Origin of the sequence: Paenibacillus sp. FSL H3-0469 (genome assembly GCF_038051945.1) — a bacterium.
Lineage (GTDB): Bacteria > Bacillota > Bacilli > Paenibacillales > Paenibacillaceae > Paenibacillus_AQ.
Genome location: NZ_CP150302.1, coordinates 5,351,391 through 5,374,728 on the forward strand (window position 1 = coordinate 5,351,391; position 23,338 = coordinate 5,374,728).

Annotated in this window: 20 protein-coding genes; 11 read left to right on the forward strand and 9 right to left on the reverse strand. The window is 52.2% G+C overall.

The genetic code is table 11. The features are described 5' to 3' along the window. Positions 1–2,145 carry an ATP-binding protein gene (locus NSS83_RS23555; protein WP_341346594.1) on the reverse strand — a complete coding sequence of 715 codons (2,145 nt, stop codon included), beginning with the start codon at positions 2,143–2,145 and terminating at the stop codon, positions 1–3. Between the two features lie 381 nt (positions 2,146–2,526). Between NSS83_RS23555 and NSS83_RS23560 the strand changes: the two genes are divergently transcribed. Both NSS83_RS23560 and NSS83_RS23565 read left to right on the forward strand, forming a co-directional pair. Further along, entirely contained in the window at positions 2,527–3,540 is a 1,014-nt protein-coding gene (locus NSS83_RS23560; protein WP_341346595.1) for a carbohydrate-binding protein, read from the forward strand. A gap of 117 nt (positions 3,541–3,657) precedes the next feature. Continuing rightward, on the forward strand, positions 3,658–4,014 hold the full coding sequence (locus NSS83_RS23565; protein WP_341346596.1) for a hypothetical protein: 357 nt from the start codon (positions 3,658–3,660) through the stop codon (positions 4,012–4,014). A 107-nt stretch (positions 4,015–4,121) separates the two neighbouring features. Here the strand turns inward: NSS83_RS23565 and NSS83_RS23570 are convergent, their stop codons facing one another. From NSS83_RS23570 to NSS83_RS23585, 4 genes are all read right to left on the reverse strand, one after another. Beyond that, the gene (locus NSS83_RS23570; RefSeq protein ID WP_341346597.1) at positions 4,122–5,099 is read right to left on the reverse strand and encodes a phosphotransferase; all 978 of its coding nucleotides are present in this window, start codon (positions 5,097–5,099) and stop codon (positions 4,122–4,124) included. Positions 5,100–5,234: 135 nt separating this feature from the next. Continuing rightward, complete coding sequence (locus NSS83_RS23575) at positions 5,235–5,990, reverse strand: MFS transporter (RefSeq protein ID WP_341348760.1); 756 nt, start codon at positions 5,988–5,990, stop codon at positions 5,235–5,237. Further along, on the reverse strand, positions 5,972–6,358 hold the full coding sequence (locus NSS83_RS23580) for an MFS transporter (protein ID WP_341346598.1): 387 nt from the start codon (positions 6,356–6,358) through the stop codon (positions 5,972–5,974). Before NSS83_RS23580 ends, NSS83_RS23575 begins: the two co-directional genes overlap by 19 nt. Before the next feature lie 632 nt (positions 6,359–6,990). Next, on the reverse strand, positions 6,991–7,731 hold the full coding sequence (locus NSS83_RS23585) for a methyltransferase domain-containing protein (protein ID WP_341346599.1): 741 nt from the start codon (positions 7,729–7,731) through the stop codon (positions 6,991–6,993). Positions 7,732–7,875: 144 nt separating this feature from the next. On the opposite strand from NSS83_RS23585, the gene NSS83_RS23590 reads away from it, so the two are divergent. The 5 genes from NSS83_RS23590 (at position 7,876) to NSS83_RS23610 (ending at position 11,660) form a co-directional block, all read left to right on the forward strand. Continuing rightward, the gene (locus tag NSS83_RS23590) at positions 7,876–8,388 is read left to right on the forward strand and encodes a hypothetical protein (RefSeq protein ID WP_341346600.1); all 513 of its coding nucleotides are present in this window, start codon (positions 7,876–7,878) and stop codon (positions 8,386–8,388) included. 27 nt (positions 8,389–8,415) lie between these two features. Then, positions 8,416–8,715: a hypothetical protein gene (locus NSS83_RS23595; RefSeq protein ID WP_341346601.1), complete on the forward strand. Its 300-nt coding sequence runs from the start codon at positions 8,416–8,418 to the stop codon at positions 8,713–8,715. A 472-nt stretch (positions 8,716–9,187) separates the two neighbouring features. After that, the gene (locus tag NSS83_RS23600; RefSeq protein WP_341346602.1) at positions 9,188–10,126 is read left to right on the forward strand and encodes a trypsin-like serine protease; all 939 of its coding nucleotides are present in this window, start codon (positions 9,188–9,190) and stop codon (positions 10,124–10,126) included. Positions 10,127–10,156: 30 nt separating this feature from the next. Continuing rightward, positions 10,157–10,933: a hypothetical protein gene (locus NSS83_RS23605; protein ID WP_341186891.1), complete on the forward strand. Its 777-nt coding sequence runs from the start codon at positions 10,157–10,159 to the stop codon at positions 10,931–10,933. Positions 10,934–11,135: 202 nt separating this feature from the next. Then, the gene (locus tag NSS83_RS23610) at positions 11,136–11,660 is read left to right on the forward strand and encodes a sigma-70 family RNA polymerase sigma factor (RefSeq protein WP_341188057.1); all 525 of its coding nucleotides are present in this window, start codon (positions 11,136–11,138) and stop codon (positions 11,658–11,660) included. Between the two features lie 115 nt (positions 11,661–11,775). On the opposite strand, the gene NSS83_RS23615 is transcribed toward NSS83_RS23610, so the two are convergent. From NSS83_RS23615 to NSS83_RS23625, 3 genes are all read right to left on the reverse strand, one after another. Continuing rightward, positions 11,776–12,654 carry a carbohydrate ABC transporter permease gene (locus NSS83_RS23615; protein WP_341186892.1) on the reverse strand — a complete coding sequence of 293 codons (879 nt, stop codon included), beginning with the start codon at positions 12,652–12,654 and terminating at the stop codon, positions 11,776–11,778. Between the two features lie 54 nt (positions 12,655–12,708). Continuing rightward, positions 12,709–13,593 carry a sugar ABC transporter permease gene (locus NSS83_RS23620; RefSeq protein ID WP_341186893.1) on the reverse strand — a complete coding sequence of 295 codons (885 nt, stop codon included), beginning with the start codon at positions 13,591–13,593 and terminating at the stop codon, positions 12,709–12,711. Between the two features lie 83 nt (positions 13,594–13,676). Next, the gene (locus NSS83_RS23625) at positions 13,677–14,975 is read right to left on the reverse strand and encodes a sugar ABC transporter substrate-binding protein (protein ID WP_341186894.1); all 1,299 of its coding nucleotides are present in this window, start codon (positions 14,973–14,975) and stop codon (positions 13,677–13,679) included. 544 nt (positions 14,976–15,519) lie between these two features. Between NSS83_RS23625 and NSS83_RS23630 the strand changes: the two genes are divergently transcribed. Together NSS83_RS23630 and NSS83_RS23635 are read left to right on the forward strand one after the other, a co-directional pair. Beyond that, a complete protein-coding gene (locus NSS83_RS23630) occupies positions 15,520–17,466 on the forward strand; it encodes an S-layer homology domain-containing protein (RefSeq protein WP_341346603.1) in 1,947 nt (648 codons plus the stop codon). Positions 17,467–17,483: 17 nt separating this feature from the next. Next, the gene (locus NSS83_RS23635; protein WP_341346604.1) at positions 17,484–20,036 is read left to right on the forward strand and encodes a hypothetical protein; all 2,553 of its coding nucleotides are present in this window, start codon (positions 17,484–17,486) and stop codon (positions 20,034–20,036) included. A gap of 27 nt (positions 20,037–20,063) precedes the next feature. On the opposite strand, the gene NSS83_RS23640 is transcribed toward NSS83_RS23635, so the two are convergent. Next, positions 20,064–20,780: a GntR family transcriptional regulator gene (locus NSS83_RS23640; RefSeq protein WP_341346605.1), complete on the reverse strand. Its 717-nt coding sequence runs from the start codon at positions 20,778–20,780 to the stop codon at positions 20,064–20,066. A gap of 199 nt (positions 20,781–20,979) precedes the next feature. Here NSS83_RS23640 and NSS83_RS23645 point away from each other — a divergent pair, with 199 nt between their 5' ends. Beyond that, positions 20,980–21,960: a BadF/BadG/BcrA/BcrD ATPase family protein gene (locus NSS83_RS23645; RefSeq protein ID WP_341346606.1), complete on the forward strand. Its 981-nt coding sequence runs from the start codon at positions 20,980–20,982 to the stop codon at positions 21,958–21,960. Continuing rightward, positions 21,957–23,285 carry a 6-phospho-beta-glucosidase gene (locus NSS83_RS23650; protein WP_341346607.1) on the forward strand — a complete coding sequence of 443 codons (1,329 nt, stop codon included), beginning with the start codon at positions 21,957–21,959 and terminating at the stop codon, positions 23,283–23,285. Before NSS83_RS23645 ends, NSS83_RS23650 begins: the two co-directional genes overlap by 4 nt. The last annotated feature ends 53 nt before the right edge of the window (positions 23,286–23,338 follow it).

Genomic DNA, 23,338 nt, shown 5'->3' on the forward strand with positions numbered 1-23,338 from the left:
TCAGATCAACGGTAAAATGACCTGGAAAATCGACCCTGTCTTCCCGTCACTCTCCGCCCGGACACTCCCGCCATGCGCTTGTACAATTTCCCGGCATATTGCCAGCCCCAGCCCGCTACCCTCTACACCCATGTCCAATCCCGGCCGGTCCACCCGGTAATTACGGTCGAAGATCTGCTCCAGCTGCTCTGGAGGAATACCCATGCCGGAGTCCTGCACGCTGATGACCGCACACCGTGTACCGTTCACTTCGTCCACGCCTAACGTAAGGCGCACCAACCCGCCGCCAGGCGTGAACTTCATCGCGTTCGACACCAGATTGAATAATGCCTGCTCTAATCGTTGGGTATCGATCCGGGCAATAGACTGGTCCGCGCTTGAAGCTGCTGTATCCCCGATGTCCAGAGCGAAATCCAGCCCCGCGTCACGCACCACCAGCTCATATTGTTCATAGAAGCCGCGCAGGAACTGAATCACCTGGACCGGCTCCATCCGGTACTCGACTTGCCCTGTCTCCAGATGCGACAAGAAGCTCAGCTCCCCAATCATGCGGTTGATCCTTATCGTGTTATCGCGGATATACTGCAGATACTGTGCATTGCGCTCCGGCTTCACCATATCCATCACCGTCTCGACATAACCAAGCATACTGGACAGCGGCATCCGCAGATCGTGCGTAATGTAGGCTAGCAGCTTCTTCCGGCCTTCCTCGGAGTGCAGTAACCGCTCATACGACAGGCGGAGATCCTCGTGGGCTGCGGATAAGGCATGGGTGCGCTCCAGCACGATCTGCTCCAGGTTGGCATTCATCCCGGTCAGCTTGTGGTTGGCCTCCTGCAGTTCCCGGGCAATCCGCTCTTCATTCGTTGCTGCCCGGGTGAATCTGGAAGAGAGCAGCAGCATCTGGGCGACCGTGAAGATGAGCAGTCCGAACGGGGAGGTATTTGCGATGGGCGACCATTCGTTGTAATACAGGAAATCGTTGATCACTGTAGCCAGAGCCACCACCGACACCAGCAGGAAGATCAGCGCTCCCTCCATCCGCCGCCAGGCCGCATGAGCCAGCCCGACCATCAGATACACCATATGGAGAACCACGACCACACCGATCAGCACCAGCATCCGGGAATAGACGAGGGCAGGCGTTACCATAACCACCAGACAGAGTGCGCTGGTGACGATCCGGGAGCCATAGCGGAACCACCGCGACACATAATCCGGGAAAATGCACTCAAAATACATCGTGATCATCCACCCGCCCAGGCATAGAATCAGATACTCCAGCTTGAACTGCAATTCCCATGGAAAATGAGGCAGCCACTGGGTAAGCATCAGCTCGCCGTTCAGCAGGGAGCGGATAGCGAACATCACAGTGAACAGACCGAAGTATAGTGGTGCCCGGTCTTTACGCCGCAGCATGAAGAGCAGCAGATGATACAACCCGATCACCAGCAGGCTGGCCGTGATGAACATATCCGCAGCAATCTTCAGATGGGTCCGGACCGTCAACACATTACTGCCGCCCAGCTCGATATCCTTGGTGATGCCGCCCCGCTTATGATGGAAGTTCGCTACTTGCATCACCAGCTCCACCGTGTCGCCTTCAGGCTGGAAGAACACCAGTCTCGTCGCCAGACTCGGCATCATGCCCTCCTTGTCCCGATCCACCACACCGACCTCTGTCAGCAGCTCTCCATTCACCCACAATTTATAGGCATGAAAAATAGTAGGCAGCCGCAAAGCCAGCCGCTCCTTGCTATCCTGCTCACTAAGGCGGACCACCAGCCGGAAGGTGGCATAGCCCTCGCTCTTCAGCGCTTGACCATCCAACTGGTAGCCCAGCCAGGAGCTGGGAATGTTGATATACCGGTCCCGCTCAGCCGGTTCCCCGCCTGCCGTCCGGCTTTGTATATCCTCGGGCGAGAGCAGCTCTTGCCAGTAGAAGTCCCATTCACCCTGTAACTTCAGCGGATTCTGATAGATAGAATCGTGCGTTAGATCCAGAAGGCCTTCTTTGCTTCGAGGCTTAGGGGCATCCGGCGTTACAGACAGGATGGCATAGCTTGCGATCAGCCCGATAACTACGACCACAGCGATATGTAACCAGATATTACGAGAACCGGACCTTAGTATACCCCTCATCATGAAGCCGACCCCAATCTACAAAATTCGTCATTCTTAAGCTCAATGCCTTAATGATAGCATCATTGCCGAAAATTGTGTGAAATTGCACTATTTTAAGTTTTCTTTTCTTTCATGAACAGGCTGAATTCCTGTGTAGAATGCTAGGTAAGGAGATGGGGATGTCGAAAATTGTAAGTTTCTCGGGGGAATTCAAAAACTACATAAATGTTGGAATGAATTAGAAAATCGGTAATAAAATATAGTACCCTGTGGATAGCCCCTTGAAGGGGCCTTTTCTGGTGTTATGTTTTGGGGCCCCCGCAAAGTACCTGAGTAAGCATCGAAGCTTAGCATCACTTTGTGGGGTTATTCTATGGGAAACGATCTAAGGAGGCTTGACTATTGTATACCAAAGTGTCAGCTAGAGCTGTATCCCTGTTAGCCGCATTCGTATTACTGATCTCCGTGTTCTTCACCGCCTTACCGAATGCAAATGCAGCCGCGAGAGGAGCGTGGTCGCCGAACACAGCCTATGCGGTGAATGACACCGTAACCTATGGCGGAGGTACATATACCTGTCTGCAGGCGCATACTTCCCTGACCGGCTGGGAGCCGGTGAATGCTCCTGCACTATGGAAAAGCGGGAACTCAACCACACCGACGCCCACTAACCCTCCCGCCACGAACGGTGCCATCTTCTATGCAGACAGGGACTATGGCGGCAAGGCCGTCACGCTGGGAACAGGCAACTATGCACTGTCCCAGCTCAACAATGCGGGCATTCCGAATGACTGGATGTCCTCGCTCAAGGTACCGAACGGCTGGACGGTCGAGGTGTATGCGGACGATAATTTCAGCGGCACGAAGTGGACCTATACCTCAAGCTCCTCCTGGGTCGGCGACAGTGTGAATGACAAGATGTCTTCGGTCAAAATCTACACCGGTTCACCGCCCGCAACCGGCGTCACCCGCCCCTCCGAGGTGCCCAGCCAGATCTGGACATATGCCATGAACGTGGACAACAAATTCGGCAAAGGCGGAGATTTCGCTCTACTCCTGAGCGCGGTGATCAAGAAGGAGAGCAGCTTCGGAGCAGGTCTGCCGGGCAGTCCTTCCGCCGGTGACGGATTGATGCAGGTCGAACCGAACACACGGGCCGCCTATGCTTCCCAGTTCAGCGCCAAATTCGGCCGCACGTATAATCACAGCAGCGAACAGGATCAGGTAGCTCTAGGCGGACTGATTCTCGATGAGAAGATCTCCAGATTCGGCAACATCTACAACGGACTCTTACACTACAACGGAGGCGACAACTGGTATCCAGGCGCCACCGATTCCTACGGCCGCCCGATTCTGGCGGATCAGTATGCCAATGCCGTATACGGGACGTATAAGGGGTATGGCGGGAAGAATTAATAGAAGGTATGAGGACGCTCGGGAAGTTCCCCGCAGCGTCTTTATTTTTGCGTACATAACGGGCTGTAGATGTTAATATCTAATCATATACCAGGAATAGCAGAAAAGAGGGGTTATATGACATTATCCAAATGCCTTAAGCTTTCAATGACATTGTTTCTCGTATTCATGATCTGTACATCTTGCCAGAATAATAAGGAAGAAGGAGCAGGAGAATATATTTCTTTGCATGAATTAAAGAGCTTATCTGAAAAGGGAACCTCACTGAGTTGGAATGATCTGGGCAAGTATCCGTTCGAAGATATCGGTTCAGGCGTGTATATAAGAAAGTACCAAATCGAAGGGGAACGGCAGTTGCTGGTTAGGGGAAAGAGCCTGGAAAATCCGCCTGAGCAAATTTCCATTGTTGATTCAAATGGTACAGAACGGGAGTTTACGCCAGAGATTGTGGGCGAGATGGAAGATGTGAAGTGATATGGTATAAGGGGAAAGGGTGGATAATTAATAAAAGGCAAGAAGACGCTCAGGGATTTCCCCGCAGCGTCTTTATTTTTGCGCTTGTGCCAAGCTCAGGTGAAGGGTCATTCCCAATACGGCACGCCGCTGAAGAGAAACGATTCATTATTTAAGTAGGCCTTAACCTCTCTATTGGCTAATTTACCGATATGCCCGGGCAGCCACTCCTGCCAGTCCGGCAGACCCAGCCAGAAATTCATCGTCTCCAGCTGCGCTGCAATGAAAAAGCCCTCTAACCGCTGGGTATAGTGATCCGGTAACGGATGGTGCATGGAATAAGACTGAAGCAGCTGTTCTCTGAACGAAGGATGGATGTAGGAGAACGTCCAGCCCAAATCCAATAAGTAATAACCGAACCCGCAAGCGCCAAAATCGATAGGCCGCACCTCTTGTTCATGGAACACTAAATTACTTGGAATCAGATCGGCATGAATCATGCCCCAATTACTGGCGGTCCGCTCCATAGAATTCATCATGTGAATAACCCGCTCCCCAGCAAGCCGCAGCAGCTCCACATCACCCGTATCAAGCAGTCCGGCATTGGCGCGTTCCTTAAGCATATTAAGGGATTGCATGATCCGGGAGGGATCAAAGGCAGGGCGTTCAAAGGCATCGGGGATGCTCCAGTTCGAGGCTTGCTTATGTAACTTGCCGATCAATTCACCTATGGCCCGAGCGTCTTCTATAGTAGGAATAAAAGGCTTCTGCTCACCCTCCACCCATCGTAACAAAGTGCAGTAGGTATGGTTCACCTCCGTAATGAATTCTCCGCGAATATTCTTGCAGGGTGAAGGCAGGGTCACATCGGTCTCCAAGGTTATGGCTTCCAGCCAGACCATCTCGGATTGCAGGACCTCCCGCTTACTCCAGATTTGCTCAAGGGCGTCACCTTTGGAGATATGCAGCCGGAGGCTGTAACTATTGTTGTCCAGATCAGTGACTTTGTAGATCGTATTGCCGCTCTGTGCAATGAAATCAACCGATTTGCAGCTTATAGGGTAGTGCTCCAGTGCTTCCATTGCGGTATTTAAGTGTGCATCCAATCGCAGCTCGCTCCCTTATTTATCAAAGTATAATAGGTACGATATCATAGTTGTTCATGGGTGGGAATGGAACCGTTGACTATATTTGTTTTTTATTGATAAGGGGAGCCGGAGCTTATTCCGGAGCTGTAGATGTTAGTATTTCTGCTCTGCTCTTTGACTCTCTTGGCGCGACCGATAGCTTATCCTGCCGAACAACGCAGCAGAAATCATAGCCGCTACAGCAACGGAGGCAGCAGCGACCCACATAATGGCTTGCAGCGATAAATAGTTAATGACAATGCCTCCGAGTCCAGCCCCCGCCGCTATCGCCAGCTGCAGCACAGATGTGTTGAGGGCAAGCATGACACCAGATGTCTTGGGAGACAAGGTAAGAAGATCATATTGCTGGCTTGGAGAAGCTGCCCAGGAGAAGAGCGACCACAGCACCAGCACCGAGAAAACAAGGAATATGGAAGTGCCAGAGACTACTGATAACAATATCAGCATCACCATATTTAACAACGTTGCTCCAGTTAACGTTCTGCCTACACCCCATCGATCGGTGCCGCTTCCCCCTGCCTTTGACCCGATCAGACTGGCGATGCCGTATGCGAACAGGGCTCCGCTTACCCATCGATCGCTCATTCCGGCAACTTCCAGCAGATAAGGCGACAAATACGTGAAGGCAATGCCATAACCCATCGTCATAAAAAAGTTAATGGCGAGAGAGAGTGCGATTCGCGGTCTCTTCACCATAGCCAGTTGTTTGGCAAAGGAGATCGGCTCATCGCCTTCCATCCGCGGTATTGCGCTTGCCAGGATGGGCAGACTGGCCATAGCAAGAAGGCTAATGCCGCCGAAAATCAGCCTCCAATCGTACGCGGCGGCAATCACCCGGCCAATGGGCACGCCCAAGATAAGTGAGGCGGTGTCACGACAAATACGCCAGTTCCGAGCGCCATGACTACCCGTGCAAGCAGCATAAATCCATATCCTGGCAAAATCATGATTATCGCATTACTCACGATAATTAAGCCAAGCGAGTACAACAACAGCTTTCGACGGTCAAACCGGGCCGTGACCCCCATTAGGACCGGGGTACCTATGGCGTAGGCTAGCGCGTAGACGGTCATTAACTGTCCAGCCTGAGATAATGTCACTCCGGTATCTGCGGCAACTTTATCTAGAATGCCCGTGATCATGTATTCGGATGTCCCGACAATAAAGCAGACCACAGCAAGTATGAAGATTTTCCAGTTTTGTCCCAAATTAATCATTCCCCCTCGTTAATCAATGGCTGATGTTAGTGTAAACAGTAAATAAGAAATGTAGAAGTACGCACTTTTAAGTCCTATAGGATGATGCTGGTGCTATAGGAACATGGAAGTTCCCTAGAAAAGAGGACAGAACTAAATAGAAGGCACCCAAGACGCCCAGGTTCGCCTGAGGAGTCTTGGGTGTGCGAAGGGGAGGGGATAACCAGCATATGATATACTTGGGGATGAATGTAAGTGCGATATCATGACGAATAAGCAGACAAGGAGATCAGTACACTGACCTTCATTCCTGGAAATGACGCAGAGAGCGAATTCAGGATTACCGGCGATGAACATATTAGCGATCTCATAACCCGGCTCTCCAACCTGCAAGTGAAGGAAAAGAGAAAAAGTGACCAAAAAGGAGCCGATCAATTCGACTCCATATTTTTAGGCGTCCAGGGTGGCCTAAGAGTGATTCTGGATGTCTCCGAAGATAGGAAGGAGCTGCTTCTGCTGAAAATTAGCAAGGATAACACCACGACCCGCTGGTATTCTGTCCTGAACACAGAGGAAATGGAGCAGATCGTCGGCTTAATTAGGGAAAAGAGGACAAATTGAGTGAGCGGGGATAGAGGTGCTCCAAATGAAGCTTACGATTTCTTGCATACGCTGATAAGGAGGGGGGAGGAGTGGGTGAACGGTGTGCGATCCCAGTCCGCATACTGATGCTCGATACGAAATCCGTAACGGGTCAATAACTCCGTCAGCGCAGCGTATGTTGTAAACCGGCAGTCGATCCGGGACTCTGTCCGCTTATAGCCCCAATCGCGAAAAGTTACCCAGTGCATGATGGAACGTTCCGCATCGTAGGTCTGTGTGCCCGATACCTTGACTATGTTGCCGTCTGAATCGATGAATTGGCCCCAACCCGTCTCCCCTTCATCGGACAGTTCAGTTCCTGCGGGATTACGCGTCTCGAAGATCAGGCGTCCTCCGGGCTCCAGATGATGGTAGACGGTACGGAGCAAGGCGGCCTGATCCTCATCGCTCAAAAAAGCCTGAAACGCATTCCCCGTTAAATAAATCATGGCAAACCGCTTATCGGAGCGGAAGGTTCGCGCATCGGCTTCGATAAACTCTACAGGCAAGTTCCCGGCCTTCATCTGCGCATAAGCCAGCATAGAGGAAGCAATATCAACGCCAGTCATTGCTATTCCCGCCTGAGCCAGCGGCAGAGTGGTCAATCCGGTTCCGCAAGCCAGCTCCAACACCTCTCCGGCAGACGCCTTGGCCCACTCCAGATAGAACTGATATTTCCGTGTCTCCCCGCCGAACTCCAGATCATAGTTGATCGGGTCACGGTACTCTTCCAGATTGTTGTGTGCAGTCAATGCCAGCTCCTCCTTGCCAATACAATATAAATGCATAAAGGTAAGATAGCATAGCTGTTAATAGGGGGGAATGGAACTGTTGATTATATTCGTTTTTTATTGATAGGATTGAAAGAAAGTTTAGTTGAAGGTTGTGAGGATGCAATGATTGATTTTCTTAGAGATAAGGGGTTAAAGGCCTTTCACGAAATATCTGAGATTGCAGAGTGTCCAGATTTACTTTTTTCCAATGATAAACAGCAGTACCAAGCCGAGGCCCGTTATAACTTCTACACCATTCAAAGATTGAACAAGCTGATCCGAAAAGGCAAGCTCTCGCTAAATGAATTCGAGCAGCTCATAAGCTTCATTGAGGATTCCTGGTCCAGCTATTTGAGCCGTCACTATCCAGGGAAGTCGTTTGTCTTCTATTGTTGGGGGGACTATCAGATTCCAGCGCTCCGCGTCTCGGTCGTGTCCTTCTATGAAGGGATTGAGCTGCCTTTCAGATGTGTACTGGAGAAGGTGAATGACATAAGCCAGGTGCTATCGCATTATGCGGACATAGTGAAAGCTGAGAGCATCGAAGTGTTAGAGGCAGCAGAGGAAGTCAGTAGTTCGGAGTCAGACAACAACCCTTATAAGCTTATGGTGTATTCCAAGAGAATGATATGTTGAACAGGAAAAGGGGAAGGTGATGATCGGATGGACATCCATAACTGCAACCTGAATATCTGGGCTCATCTGCCGGAGGAGATATGGACGAAAGTATCCACTCTCTACCAGTCGATGCCTGGTTGGTTCGGGTACACTGGCGGAATTCCGTATTGGTATGGGCAGGAGACGGATGAGATGTACATAACGGCCTCCGTTGAGCCTAGCGGCTTGTCGTTCTATGCCCAGATGGAGCAGAGTGAGTGGGATTCCTGGATCGGAAGGTTCAAGACTGAAGCGACTAGAGTGCTGGGATTTGCGGTGGGGGAGCCGGAGGATGAGGATTTTTAATTATTAAAAGTAAAATTATTCAAAAATGTGTTACATTTAGTCGACTAATGCGTCGTATAGTAATAGACAGCATGAGCCATTTCGACGAATAACGCTATTACAGATAACCGAAGGGAGGATGTGTATCGCTGTATTGCAGGGCAAAACTTATGAAGAGAGGATGAGTTTGTTGAAAAAGAACTTCCGATATTTTATAGGCCTCATGCTCGTATTATTAATGATTCCAATGAGTGTTGCTGCCTCTAGTGCTGATCGAAATGCTGACTTGACCCATACCGTACCGAAAGCTATTATACAAGCGATGGAATTGCAAGAGCCGGCCCTTCGAGCCTATCAGAATCTCTGGGACAGTTTCGATAAAGATGAACTGGGTACACCGATTTATCCCGAACATTATGCAGGGGAATACGTCAGCGGCGATAAACTGGTGATTATGTTAGTAGATCCTACTGAAGAACTGAAAGAGGAGTATATGAAGCGTGCACAAGATAGTGATCACGTCATATTTGAAAGCGCTTCATATTCGCTGAATTACCTGAATAGTCTAGATCAAGTCGCTAAACAGCTGGAGGAGCAGGATTATCGCATCGGAAGCTACGGTGTGGACCGGAAGGCTAACGTGTTCTTTGTCTCCGTGATTGAAGAAGACTACAATAAGCTTATGAGTGAGCAGCCCCAGACCCTTCAGAAGTCAACAGAAAGCTTGCCTATTCGTATCGAGCCAGGAACTTCTAATTCGAGTACCGCCCAATTATGGGGAGGGGACCGGATTACCAATGAAGACAATGGCGCTGGATTAAGTGTCGGCATAGGCGGAAGCTACGGGGGCAGCAATGCCATTTTGACGGCTGGACACAGCAATGAGAAAGTCGGATTCATATCGACAAGATATCCTTATATTAAGTATGCAGGAACACGAACAGGACAGGTTAGTTACCAGCGTGCTAACCAAACGAATGGTGCGACCGGCGTAGATTCACTGGGCGACTTTGCGATGGTGAAGCTGACCGGTAGCGATACAGCGACGAATAAAGTATATGGCAGTGTGTCCATAACCGGTACCTATTCGTCGGTTCCCGTAGGAACCACGATCTACAAATACGGAGCAACGACCGGGTATTCATGGGGGACGGTGTCGCAAGCGAGCATTAACGTCGTCTACTCCGATGGCCTGTTCAATACCTATCGCGTGAACGGCCTGTATCAGTCTCTGATGCAGAATTCCTCCGGTACGGATGCCGTTGCCGGAGGAGACAGCGGCGGACCGGTCTACATGAAGGATGGAAGTGCCAATAAGCTGCATGGTATAGTAACGGCCAGAAGCAATCCAACGAGCGGGCCTGCTAAGATCATGTATTCCACCCCGATTTATTATGCGGAGCATGCCGGCTTCACCGTTAAGACTAACTAGTTATACTGTACCCATAAGGAGGATAATGACATGTCTGTTCCCTCAATCTCTAGACCATTCTTGTGGTGGTGCGCCGTGTTGACGGTCATTATCCTCTTGGGTGTGCTTGTCTACCGGACAGGGGCCGCATTGTATCACAATCACCAGCTGCGCAAGGATTTCTCAGCTGCAGCTGAAGCCAGTCCCTATCAACAAGGCATTCCGCTGAAGCAGATGGATTTGAGCGCTTATAGCTCCTATTTTCCCGGCATCTCTGGAGAGCCTGCCTATGTGATAACGCATTTCATAGAAGCGCCTGTGTCTCTACAATATTATAGTGAGATTCCAAGCAAGGATACGGCGGTGGCCCTACATATCCCCAAGGGGACGGTCATTGAGGCCATTCCCCAGCATTCCCCGGGGTCTTCATTCTATGAGTTAGGGTACGGGTATACCAGCTATCCTACGTATGAGAAGGGATGGCGGTATGTCCGGCCGTTCAAGACGGCAGAGGCGGCAAGCCCTGGACTGGGCGAGGAGTATTATTATATTAGAATAGACAGCTTAGAGGCTGTAATGAAATCAGCGATTAGAGCAAACAAGCCTTTTCTCACTGCGGTACGTCAGGAATATTGGACCTTGAACCGGGGGACGCATGCCTTCGCACGGCTTATTGACGAGGCATTGTATCAGAATGGAGCGTACCTCTCGCCGGATCTGCCATACCGCACCTTTGACCGCTGGAATATGATGCTGCTGGGGGCCGTGTTGGTGATCACCATTGTCCTGCTAAGGCCAAACTCATGGTTTCCCCGAATCCGAAGATAGCATGAGAGTGCAGGGTCATGATATTAGCTGATGGAGAGAACGCCTTGGCGTTCTTTTTGCTATACAGAAGATTCACCAGCCCGAACCCTAAGCAGAAAGGGTATAATGAATAAAATACTGCTAATTTGGTGTAATTAGGGAGGGGTTACAAATTTCACTTCGCGTTCTGCATACCCGTGAACCCGATGATGATACCACGTTCCTGAAGAATCTATACGACAGCCACTATTTCTTAATGAGGAAGAAAGCATACACCATCCTGAAGGATCAGGAGGTCATTGAGGATGTCATTCAAGAAGCGTTCATCCGGCTGATTCCCAAGACCGCCTTATTGCGCTCCTTGAACGGCTGCAAAGTTACCAGTTATGTCGTCAACACCATTAAGCACTATTGTTATGACCATATCCGAAGGCGTACCCGCCGTTCCAGGAAGGTCTATACCGGCTTGAGCAACGATGTGGCGGAGCAAATCCCTGATCTCACAGCCGCGACAGAAGAGAATTACATCCAGGCTGAAGCCATTGGAGCGCTGGAGAGAGCCATGCTGACGCTGTCGGAACGCGACCGGAATCTGCTCTACCTCAAATACAAGCTGGAGCTCGGGGATCAACAAATCGGGGAGCTTGTGAATATTCCCGCGCAGCATGTCCGGCAGTATATTGCCAGAGCCAGAGGGCGGGTGCTGCGGGTTTTGAGTGAAGCCGGGATTGGTTACCAGATCCATTAGCGCAAGATAGCCCCTTCGGGCAGAATAACCTTGGAATCTCATGAGGTGATGGTTCCGGTTACGTCTGCTGAAGGGGCTATTTGTTGTTATTGTGAATGATCTTACTGCCGGCCGCTTATTTCAGCGCCCCTTCGGTCAGGCCAGCTACGATATAGCGGTGGAAGAAGAGGTAGACAATAATCATCGGGAGCGTAATCATCGCCAGTGCGGAGAACAGCAGCTTATAGTCGGTCATATAGCGGCTGGAGAAGGCCAGCAGACCTACCGGAATCGTCTTCAAGGAGTCGTCCTGGATGTACAGCATAGCCAGCAGCAGCTCATTCCAGGCATTCAGTGCTGAGAAGATTCCCACGGTGGCCATATTCGGAATCAAGAGCGGAAGGATGATTCTGCCGTACATCCGCCAGTCGCCGCAGCCGTCGATCCGGGCAGCCTCCAGCAGCTCTTTCGGGATCGAGTCCAGATAAGCCTTGAGTAGGAAGATGGCCAGCGGCAGTCCGGTGCCGATATAAGGGAGGATTAAGCCCATATAAGAATCCTTCAGATTCAGCTGCTCAAAAATATAGCTCTGAGCAATGAAAAAGGATTGCAGCGGCATGAACAATCCGAAGACGAACAGCAGCATCAGCAGGCTGCTGCCGCGGAAGCGCAGCTTGCTGAAAGCGAAGGCTGCAAGGCTGGCGAAGAGTAGAATGCCCGCAACGGTGACCGAGGTGACAATTACGCTGTTGCTGGCGTAGGTGCTCATATTGCCGACCGTCCAGGCTTTGGACCAGTTCTGCAGATTAATCTGCTCCGGCAGTGCGAAGGGAGAGGAGAAGATCTCCCGGTTCTCCCGGAAGGAAGAGAGGATAAGCCAGAGAATCGGGTAGGCATAGAAGCAGGAGATGACGATCATGAACAGATAATACAGGATATGCGGGAACGGTCTGCGGCGGGCGGCTTCCCCGCTGTTATAGGATTGTTTCTTGATATCCAGGGCCGTGGTCGTCAAGGGATACACCTCACTTTCTCATAATGTCGCAGTTTACATGCTCCGGGTTCCCCGCTAATACTCCAGGACACCGTCGTCCTTCTTCTTCATTTTGCCGGCCACAAGCCCGATCACCGCGATTACAATCGTCATAATGACGGCCAGCGCGGAGCCGTAGCCGATGCTCATATGGGTGAAGACGACCTTGACCAGATAGGTGGTCACAATCTCGGTTGAATTATACGGTCCCCCGTTAGTCATGACATAGAACAGATCGAAGGACTGAAAGCCGGTGAGCACACACAACATGATGCCTGTCTCCACCAGATTACGGATCATGGGGATTTTGATCTTGAAGAAGATCTGTGCTTCCCCTGCGCCGTCCAGATAGGCCGATTCATAGACTTCTTTGGAGATGCGCTGGATTCCGGAATAGAAGATGGTCATATAAAAGCCTGCATACACCCAGCCGGAGACGATACAGATGGCATAAAGCGCGGTATCGGGGTTGCCCAGCCAGACACGGGTCCAGCTCTCCAGGCCAATTTTCTCCAGCAGGATATTAATGAGGCCAAAATCGGAATTATAGACGAATTTCCACAGGTAGGAGACGACAATCATTGGCAGCATGACGGGTACGAAGAAGGCGAGCCGGAAAAGTCCGCTGCCCTTGCGGCCCATCGTGATTAAGCCTGCGAGTCCGAGTCCGGCAATAACCTCAACTAAGACCGTAGCAACAATATAGATAAGCGTGTGTCCGTAGGAGTTAAGGTAGACCTGGTCCTGAAAAGCGCGGATATAATTGTCGAAGCCGGTGAAATGCATCGTGCCGATCCCGTTCCAGTCGTAGAAGCTGAAGACGAAGGTCATCAGCACGGGGACCAGAACAACGAAGCCAAACAGCAGGAGGGCGGGAGAGATGAACAGGTAGGGAGAGAGCTTATTGCTTCGGCCGGACATGGGGCCACCTCCAATTCTCGATGTACAAGGTAGTACATAATTTCCGTTTTCGGGATGAAGCCGCCTTGCGGGCGGATTCACCGTTATTTTTTCAGAGGGGCAATGGTGGTCTCCAGCTCAGCCAGAGCAGCTTCAGGGGACTCAGCGCCTCCGATAACCTTAGAGGTAGCCATATTAAGCGCGTTGGCGACTTCAATGGAATAGCCGGTATCGGGCGGCGATACAAGCACCGGGGCGTTCTCCATCAGATCGTTCAACTCCAGTGAGAGCGGAAGCATGGTCTCCTTGTTAATCCCGTCTTTGGTAATCGGTACGGCACCAGCGTCTGAGAGCTTCTTCGAGGATTCGGGGGAGCTGTACAGCTTCATGAATTCGATGGCCTCGTCGATCAGCTTGGAGTTCTTATTGACCACCATTCCGTTCAACACGCCGATGACGCTCTCCTGATTGCCCTTGCCGTCCGGCATGGCCGGTGTATTGAAGTAGCCCAGCTCCAGGTCGGGGGTTTCTTCCACTGCGGTCGCAGCCAGCCAGCTGCCGATCGGATGCATAGCACCGCTGCCGTTCAGGAACAGCATATCCGCTTCACTGTCGCTTGCGGCAGTAATGTTCTCATTAATATAGCCCTTATCCCAGAGCTCCTTCACATAACCATAGGCTTTGGCGAAATCAGGGGAATTGAACGGCTGCTTGAGCTGCATGGCCTCACTGTAGGCATCCTCACCCGCAACGCGTGAGAGGATATGGGCGACCCAGTTGCCTGCCGTCCACAGATCGGAGTTGCCGATGACGAGCGGGGTGATGCCTGCCTGCTTAACGGTCTCGCATACCTTCAGGAATTCCTCCCAGGTGGCTGGCGGCTGAAGGCCCAGATCGTTGAACATCTTTTTATTGTAAAAGATTACGTTCGTCACATCGCCCGCCGTAGGAATCATATACGTCTTGCCGTCGATCACCATACCATTGAAGGTACCTTCGGCAAACATATCCTTCAGTCCGGAGCTCTCAAGCTGTCCGGTAATATCTGCGGCATAACCATCCGTGACTCTGGTCTGCAGACGCTGTCCGGCCCATTCGAAGTACAGGTCAGGAGCGTTCTTGCCGCTTAGCAGATTGGGTAATCCGATCGTCTGATACGTGTCATCGTCCTGGTAGTTGAATTCCACCTTAATCCCCTGATGCTGTGCCTCGAACTCCTTGCCGATCGTCTCCCAGACCTTGATCAAGCCTTCGCCGGGCGAGCCCATAGCAATCCGGAGAGTTTCCTGTTTAGCACCGGACCCGCCGTTATTGGCTGAGCTGTCATTAGAGGCTGCAGAAGAGCAGCCCGTCAAGGCGGTAACCAGCATCGTTGAGACCAGTGCAATATTCCTTTTGTTCATTCGTTCATCGCTCCTTCGATTTATATGGGCCAATAAGCTGATGCGACTACGCGATTCCTTCTTATCCCTGCTCTCCCTTTCGCCTTCACACTCCTGTATGTAATATTACTTAACTCAATAGAGTGAGGTATTCCCGATTTGGACTAAGATTTGTGCGGAATAAGTAATTTGTAGTAACAATATAGTTTTCATTATTAAGTATAGCCAAGGCCCTGTCAATTGTTTTTTTAGGCAAAAAGACAGAGAAAATTCATTTTTAACCGAAAGTGAAGTAGGATAAAACTCTTCCTTCGTAAAATTTTGTAAGCGTAAACAACGTTGATATCACAAGGAAATATACGATGTTATGGGAGGATGTGGAAAATGGGGGCGGCTGCAGATTACCATTTCATAAATGTGTTGACAATTTGTTATGATTAAAAATAGAATGTGTGTAAATGTTACTACAACAACATTAATAAACTGACATGGAGGTGACATTGGTTAGGGTTGCTTCGGAGCCGGCTTTATCGCGTTAACGATTACACTTTGAGGAGGAATGCATATGAAGTTCAGATGGAAGCAGATGCTCGGAGTATTCGCCGTCGTGTCATCCGTGGCATTGACAGGTGTATCCACGGTATCGGCAGAAACCGCCGAGAAGATTCCTGCATGGGCCGCTGAGGAAATGGCCTCGTGGAAGGAGATGGGGCTGCTGAAGGGGAATCCCGATGGCCTTGTGCTCCCGAACGAGGGAATCCGCAAAACAGAATTCGCCGCGTTGATTAACCGGATCTTTAATTTCAGTGAGGAGAGCGGCCAGAGCTTCAGTGATGTTCCTAAGACAGCCTGGTATTCCTCTGACATCAGCAAGGCGGTCGCAGCCGGCGTACTTATCGGCGATGGCGGAGGGAAGATCCAGCCGCTGGAGATCCTGACCCGTGAGCAGGCGGCGCTGATGCTCAGCAGAGTATTCCATGTTGCCGCATCAGGAAATTCATATGCCCCGTTCACAGATGATGCCCTTATTGCCGGCTGGTCCAAGGAGGCTGTCTATGCGATGAAGGAGGCCGGTTATGTAGCGGGTACACCGCAAGGCGCGTTTCAGCCGAAGAAGGCATTGACGCGGGCCGAGGCGGTGAAGATGATGAACAATGCCATGGGAACCCTGGTGGCAGACGGGGAAGAGCATTTAGGCATCTCCGGCAGCAACCTGATCGTTAACACAGCGGGAGGTACGTTATCCGGTCTGAAGCTCTCAGGGAATGTATATATTACTCCCGGCGTTGGCGAAGGGAATCTGAGCCTCAACAACGCAGCGGTTGAAGGCGTCGTCTACATTAACGGCGGCGGTGTGAACAGCATTACGCTGACAGACAGTCAAGTGGGCAGCATTGTTATCAGCAAGCCTGCTTCTCCGGTAAGAGTGATCCTCAAGGGGAAGACCACTGCCGGGAAGATAGATGTAACCTCAGGTGCCAGAATTGTTAATGAATCCAGCCAGCCGATAAGTAGCATGAACTTGCTTACGCGGGCTTCCGATGCTGTCTCCGTGTCAGGGGATGTCAATGAATTAAATGTAGCTTTACCTACAGGCTTCACGCTGGAGAGCGGCCGGATTGGCAGCTTCAACCTCTCCCTTAAGGCAGGCGGTTCAACAATTAAGCTGAACACAGGCAGTGTTGTCACGAAAATGACCTTGAACGGTGCCGCAGTGATCACCGGTGAAGGGACAATCGCCGAAGCGGTGGTCAATGGAGAAGGGGTGTCTTTCCCGGTCAAGCCGGACAAGCTGACGGTCAATGCTGCCAAGGTAACGATAGGCGGACAAGATTATGACGCTTCAGGACAGCTCATCCATCCTGCGGCCGGCAACCCGGGAGGATCGGGTTCAAGCGGCGGCACAGGAACTCCGGCTCCAACTCCAGCGCCAACCTCATCTCCGAATCCAACCCCTAGCCCGGGTACGGGGAATCCAACGCCGACGCCAAAACCAAAACCAACACCAACACCAACACCAACACCAACACCAACACCAACACCGACGCCGACGCCAAAACCAACGCCAACGCCAGAGCCCAAGGCTGCCGAGCTGTACACCTATGCGGAAGCATTAAGCACGTTCAGCTCCACAGGAGCAGAAGGACTGGCTAAGCAATACCTGACCTTCCTTCAGGACCCTTCCTACAATCCTCCGATCGCTAACAAGGATGTCGTTATGCCGGACCTTGTGAATGCCGTAACCTTTGTTAACTATGAATTTAATATCAAGCCTTCCATATTCGCTTCGATGCGGGGGATTAACACCTCTGTTCTAGACAAGACCCGGACTTATTTATGGATCGGAACAGACAGCGGAGTCACCAGAATTAATCTCGCCACGAATGAAATGACCACTTATACCGCTCAAGGCAAGCAATTGTATGATGACAAGGTGCTGCTGCTTGTGCCGGATGAGAATACGGGGGTACTGGTGATCACACGAACCGGCGTATCGCATATCTACCAATAAGGAAAGGGGAGCTTACCATGGACAAGATGAAAAGAACGGGCATGAAGATCACAGGTGGACTGCTTGCCTTAACATTATTCGTATTGCCGGCGACGCCCGTGCTTGCGGAGAAGCTGCCTGGCTCGGCGTACTCTCCGGTTCAGCTGGAGGCTGTGCAGACAAAAGAAATGACCTATTACAAAGCCGGATCGGCTTCTATCCCGGGCAATATTGAATGGGTTACCGATGCTTCAGCACTCAAATTCCTGCCGCTCTCGGTCATCGGCGATGTAACCAGTGTGGTTCTGGACGGGGGAGTCTACTGGATTGGAACGGAGACCGGCTTACAGCGGGTGGACTTCAGCGCAAGCGACACCAAGGATATTGTGCAGTATATGGCCGGACCGAGGTATCTGTATGGCGGAGACGATCATGTGACGGGACTGGCCAGTGACGGGAAGAACGGCATTTGGGTCCGTACGGCGAGCGGGGTCACGCATATTGCGATGCCGGAGAAGACGCTGCATGACAAATCGTTTATCTATGAGGAACTAGTGCAGTCGATCCTGGACCGGCGCGGTATGGTTCATGGTGCAGGCTTCACCTTCACAGAGAAGGACAGCACGCTGGATGCGGTCAATTACAACTCTGCGACCGGCGTATTCACATCCACGCCTACCACCAGCGATAATGACGGTCTATGGACCGCGATGTATGCGATGGGCGAAATCTTCCGCTACAAGGCATTGCAGGAGCAGTACGGAACGAGCCCGGCTTCCGGGGAGCAGGCAGCAGAGATTGCCGCAGCCAGAGCCGCAGCGCTTAGAGCGACCAAGGCCGTACTGCTGCTCGATTATGTCTCTGGCCGCGGCAACGGCTTCCCGGCCCGCTCCTATATGCTGACCAGTGAAGCCAGTGCGGCTACAGTGGATAATTCAGTGTATGGCTACCAGTCCCAGAACGGCTTCTGGTTCCAGAACTTCGTCGGGCCGGACATGATTAACCCGAATGGAATCATTCCAAGCATGCAGCGTGACGACGGAGTGGCGCCGATCGGCTATTCCATGGTCAGAGTAACCAAAGACGCAGAGAACAAAAAAGGCTCCACCCTGTTCCCGAGCGGAGGCACGGATGTGCTGAACTACAACGGACTTGGCCTTAGTCAAGCCGCCATTGACGAGCTGAACCTTACGCGTCCTGAAGGCCAGAAGCTGGGGATTGATATCAAGACCCGGGTTGGAACGTCCGTAACCGGCGCAGTGTATCAGGTGCTGCCAGTCATTACGGCCGCGACGAACAATAATGACGCCAAGGAAGACAAAACAACAGGCCTTCATAATAAGCCGCTGTTCCAGCTGACAGCTCCCGTATATGAGCAGATCCCGTCATTCTTCAATGATCTGTTCCCGGAGAGCGCCATTGTGGACGGCCATATCGACATGAACCAGATTGTGTATAAGGCCGATACTTCGGCAGATGAGGTGGATGGCCATTATGCCATGTTCTATACCGCCTATAAATATCTGATCGGGGACAGCAGCGATCCTGAGCTGCTTGAGCTGAAAGCCCTCATTGAAGAAACGACGCACCGCATGACCGAGCTGATCCTGAAGGACGACCATTATTACATTGAGGACGCTACCGGCAAATCAACACAGTGGTCCAGATGGTTCGCCAAATACTTCAACGACAGCGTTGGGACCATGGAAAAGCAGGAACAGTGGAAGTCCAAGATCGGCGTTGACGAAAAAGGGGACGATGCGCTGTCCTACGGCTACGAGGACGGCCCGCTCAACGCACTCCAGGTTATGGCTGCGCTGAAATCGGCAAGCTATATTGTCGCAGCGAGCTATCCGGCCGATTCAGCGAAGTATGAGCTGGCCTATGAGCAGGCTTTTGCCGGCAGCTACAGCAAGGAAGAGCCGTATATCAACGGCCGGGGCTACATGGCGATGGCGCAGGAATATATTGAGCGCAGACTCGTGCGTCAGGCTACCAACGCTTACAGCGAGAACGAGAACCAGCCGGTAACGATGGACAATGTGGGAGCCGGCACTAACACCAATGCTACGCTGCATAATGACTGGACCCAATACATCAATTATTCGGATGAAGAGCTGGGCTGGTTCCCGGTGTTCATCCTGGTGACTCTTGAGCAGGATGCAGACAGACATGCGCAGATTGTAGCCGCCTATGATCAGTGGTACTCCAATGAGGTGCGGGAGGAGAATCCGTTCTACACCTTCCTCTACCAGCTGGCGCACCCGGACAAGACCGATGTCGATCTGCAGTCGGCGGTCCGCTTCCTGTACCGCTTCCCGGAATTCCAGATTGAATTCCCGGTGCAATGGGAACGTCAGGATGTCCTCTATATTGAACCGGGTGACCGCGATGATTATAAACAGACGAATTACGCACTGGCTCCGGACGAGCGGCGGATCATTAAGCATAACTCGAATCCGTTCGAGAATGACAGCCAGACGACCGGTGCCAATCCGGGGTATAACTACCGTTCGGGCAGCATTGAGGCGGGTTCGGTATTCACGCTGCCCTACTGGCTGGGGAGATATTTCGGGATCATTCAAGAGTAAAAGGGTTTACCGGGACGAAGGTCACCTTCATCCGAATTCTCTCTCAATCGTATAGCTGGGGAAGTCTCCCCGGAATACGCCGAAGCTGTACTCCAGCGGCGAGCCGTCAGCCAGATAAGTAAAAGTTCTCACTTGCAGGCAAGGAGAGCCTTCTTTGACACCCAGCAGTTTGCTGGCGGTTTTGTCCGCGAGGACCGGCTTCAGCTGCTCCACAGAGCGGTGGGCCTTCAGGTTGTACTCTGACTCCAGGAAGGAGAAGAGCGAGCCGTCCTTATAATCATTGATGAGCCCGGGAGCCAGATCCCACGCGATATAAGTGGTCTCGTACAGGAGCGGTTCATGATCGGCGTAGCGGAGCCGCAGTAACTGGTTGACCGGAGCTTTGACAGGAATATTCAGGAATTCATTGAGCGGGATCTCGGCAGGCGTCACCTTGGCTTCGATAATCTTACTGGTGGGCTCCTTGCCGCTCATCAGCACATCCTCGGTGAAGCTGCGCTTCTGGTTAAGCTGGAGCTCCTTGCGCTTGACGAAGGTGCCCTTGCCCTGATGCCGCTCCAGAATATCCTGCATCTCAAGCTCGCTGAGCGCGAGGCGGATGGTGGTCCGGCTGGCGGAGAACATCTCGCATAATTCAGCCTCGGTGGGAAGCTTCTCTCCGACCGCATAGGTTCCGGATTGAATCTGTTTAAGCAGTTGTTCTTTAATATTGAAATATAATGTATTATTTGTTCTCTTTGTCATTACAAGTGTCCTCCGATGGCAATTTGTTATATTATATCACGGAACAAGAGCCGGAGAAACCACTGTGTAACAACTGAGATTTCAAGCTGAAGGAAGCTGTGCGTGCAATATCAGCGTAACAATGAGAGGGCATTTGTAGGAACAATGTCTGCAATTATTGACTATTAAAATAACAATGGATCAATCAGGAGTGGAAGCTATGTATCTAGCAGGTGTAGACGGCGGCGGAAGCAAGACCATCGCTGTTATCGCCGATCATAACGGCAGGATTCTGGGGTCGGCAGTGACCGGCTGCGGGAACCATCAGATCATTGGAGTCCGGGCGGCTGTGCTCAACATTCGCGGAGCGCTGTTCGGTGCACTTGCGAAGGCAGGGGTAGGCATGGACCAGCTCGATCATGTGCAGTTCGGTCTTGCGGGCGCTGACCGCAGGCCGGATATGGACAAGCTATATCCTGAGATCAGCAGTCAATTGGAGCTGCGGAGCTGGGATATCGTCTGCGATACGTTCGAGGGGCTTCGTGCCGGGAGTCCGGATAACACAGGAGTGGTGCTTGTCTGCGGAAGCAATACGAACGCGGCCGGCCGCAACCGGCTTGGGCAGACAGTGCAGATAGGCGGCTTCGATACCCTGTTCGGTGACCGGGCCGGCGGCTTCTATCTTGCGGCACAGGCGTTCAGCAGAGCGGTGCGCTGCTGGGAAGGAAGGGAGCCGTACAGCGAGCTGGTGGAACGGATACCGCAGAGACTGGGTTTTACAAGCTTCGAAGAGATGGTGGAGCGTTACCTCGATGATGAGATAACAGCAGCACCGCTGGAGTTATCACTGGTTGTTCATGAAGCAGCTGCTGCGGGGGATTGGCTCTCCCGCCAGCTGCTGGCGGACATGGGCAGAGAGCTGGGGATCGCTGCGGCGGCTGTCATCCGCAGGCTGGGCGGCTTCGAAGACGAAGCGGTGACGGTCGTCCTGACCGGGAGCATCCTGCAATCGGGCCGGAGCCCGCTGCTGCTGGATGCACTGCTTGAGGAAGTGTGGGCGGAGCATCCCCGCTGCACACTGGTCATTCCGGAGCTGCCGCCTGTATTCGGTGCCGTGATGCTGGCGATGGATCGGCTTGGCATCCCTGTAACCAGTGCAATACTAGAGCAATTCAAGAGAGACGGAGGAAATCACAGATGAAGAAGAAGCACTTGAAGCTTGCAGTGATCGGAGGCGGTTCCTCCTATACGCCGGAGCTGGTGGAGGGCCTGATCCGGTATCATGATGAATTTCCCGTTGCGGAGCTGTATCTCGCCGATATTGAGGCAGGGGCGGCCAAGCTTGGCATCATAGGCGAGCTTGCCCAGCGGATGATCGATGCCAGCGGCAAGCCGATCCGGCTACATACGACACTGGACCGGCGCGAAGCGATCCGCGGTGCGGATTTCGTGGCCACACAGATCCGTGTCGGCATGCTGGATGCACGCTCCAGAGATGAGAAGATCCCGCTGGCCCATCATCTCATCGGCCAGGAGACCACCGGAGCGGGCGGCTTCGCCAAGGCGCTGCGCACCATTCCGGTCATTCTGGACATCTGCCGGGATATCGAGGAGCTGGCGCCGGATGCGTTCATGATTAACTTCACCAATCCGGCCGGTATCATTACAGAAGCGGTCTCCAAGCATTCCCGGGTCAAGTCTGTGGGGCTATGCAATCTGCCGATCAGCACCAAGATGCAGATCGCTGAGCTGTACGGAGTTCCCCAAGCAGAGATGTTCATTGAGATTGTCGGCATCAATCACCTCAACTGGACGACCCGGGTGATGATGCAGGGCGAGGATGTGACCGAGGACTTCCTGCATAAGCTGGCCGGAGCCAAGGGGCCATCCATGGCCAACATCCCTGATCTGGAGTGGGATTCCGAATTCATTCAGTCCGTGGGGGCACTGCCTTGCCCGTATCACCGCTACTATTATATGAAGGAAGAGATGTACCGGGAGATCTCAGAGCATTACCGCGAGACCGGCAAGACACGCGCCGATGAAGTGAAGGAAGTCGAAGCCGAGCTGTTCGAGATCTACAAGCAGCCCGAAGTCCACAGCAAGCCGGCGCAACTGGAGAAGCGCGGCGGCGCCTACTATTCAGAAGCCGCAGTCCAATTAATGAAGTCGATCTACAACGACACCGGCGACATCCAGACCGTCAATGTGCGCAATCAGGGGATCATTCCTGATCTGCCCGCCGATGTCTCCATCGAGATCAACTGCGTCATCAAATCCGACGGCCCGCACGCACTCGCCCCCACCAAGCCCCTCCCTCCCCAGATCCGGGGCCTGCTCCAGGTCGTGAAGGCTTATGAGGAGCTAACAATCGAGGCTGCCGTCAGAGGAGATTACGCCTCCGCCCTGCAAGCCCTAACCATCCACCCCCTCGTAGGCGACGAGCACCTCGCCAAGGAAGTGCTGGCTGACATTCTGGAGCAGAATGCCGATTATCTGCCGCAGTTTCGGGTGCGGGTGAGATAGAGGATTGGAAGTTTGCACTACTTCAAGAGCCCCCATCAACAGCGACAACCCGC

Excerpts from the sequence above, each read along its gene's own strand:
- NSS83_RS23555 (WP_341346594.1), bottom strand. The coding sequence starts at position 2,145 with ATGATGAGGGGTATACTAAGGTCCGGTTCTCGTAATATCTGGTTACAT.
- NSS83_RS23565 (WP_341346596.1), top strand. The coding sequence starts at position 3,658 with ATGACATTATCCAAATGCCTTAAGCTTTCAATGACATTGTTTCTCGTA.
- NSS83_RS23580 (WP_341346598.1), bottom strand. The coding sequence starts at position 6,358 with ATGATTAATTTGGGACAAAACTGGAAAATCTTCATACTTGCTGTGGTC.
- NSS83_RS23590 (WP_341346600.1), top strand. The coding sequence starts at position 7,876 with ATGATTGATTTTCTTAGAGATAAGGGGTTAAAGGCCTTTCACGAAATA.
- NSS83_RS23595 (WP_341346601.1), top strand. The coding sequence starts at position 8,416 with ATGGACATCCATAACTGCAACCTGAATATCTGGGCTCATCTGCCGGAG.
- NSS83_RS23600 (WP_341346602.1), top strand. The coding sequence starts at position 9,188 with ATGAAGCGTGCACAAGATAGTGATCACGTCATATTTGAAAGCGCTTCA.
- NSS83_RS23605 (WP_341186891.1), top strand. The coding sequence starts at position 10,157 with ATGTCTGTTCCCTCAATCTCTAGACCATTCTTGTGGTGGTGCGCCGTG.
- NSS83_RS23620 (WP_341186893.1), bottom strand. The coding sequence starts at position 13,593 with ATGTCCGGCCGAAGCAATAAGCTCTCTCCCTACCTGTTCATCTCTCCC.
- NSS83_RS23625 (WP_341186894.1), bottom strand. The coding sequence starts at position 14,975 with ATGAACAAAAGGAATATTGCACTGGTCTCAACGATGCTGGTTACCGCC.
- NSS83_RS23630 (WP_341346603.1), top strand. The coding sequence starts at position 15,520 with ATGAAGTTCAGATGGAAGCAGATGCTCGGAGTATTCGCCGTCGTGTCA.
- NSS83_RS23635 (WP_341346604.1), top strand. The coding sequence starts at position 17,484 with ATGGACAAGATGAAAAGAACGGGCATGAAGATCACAGGTGGACTGCTT.
- NSS83_RS23640 (WP_341346605.1), bottom strand. The coding sequence starts at position 20,780 with ATGACAAAGAGAACAAATAATACATTATATTTCAATATTAAAGAACAA.
- NSS83_RS23645 (WP_341346606.1), top strand. The coding sequence starts at position 20,980 with ATGTATCTAGCAGGTGTAGACGGCGGCGGAAGCAAGACCATCGCTGTT.
- NSS83_RS23650 (WP_341346607.1), top strand. The coding sequence starts at position 21,957 with ATGAAGAAGAAGCACTTGAAGCTTGCAGTGATCGGAGGCGGTTCCTCC.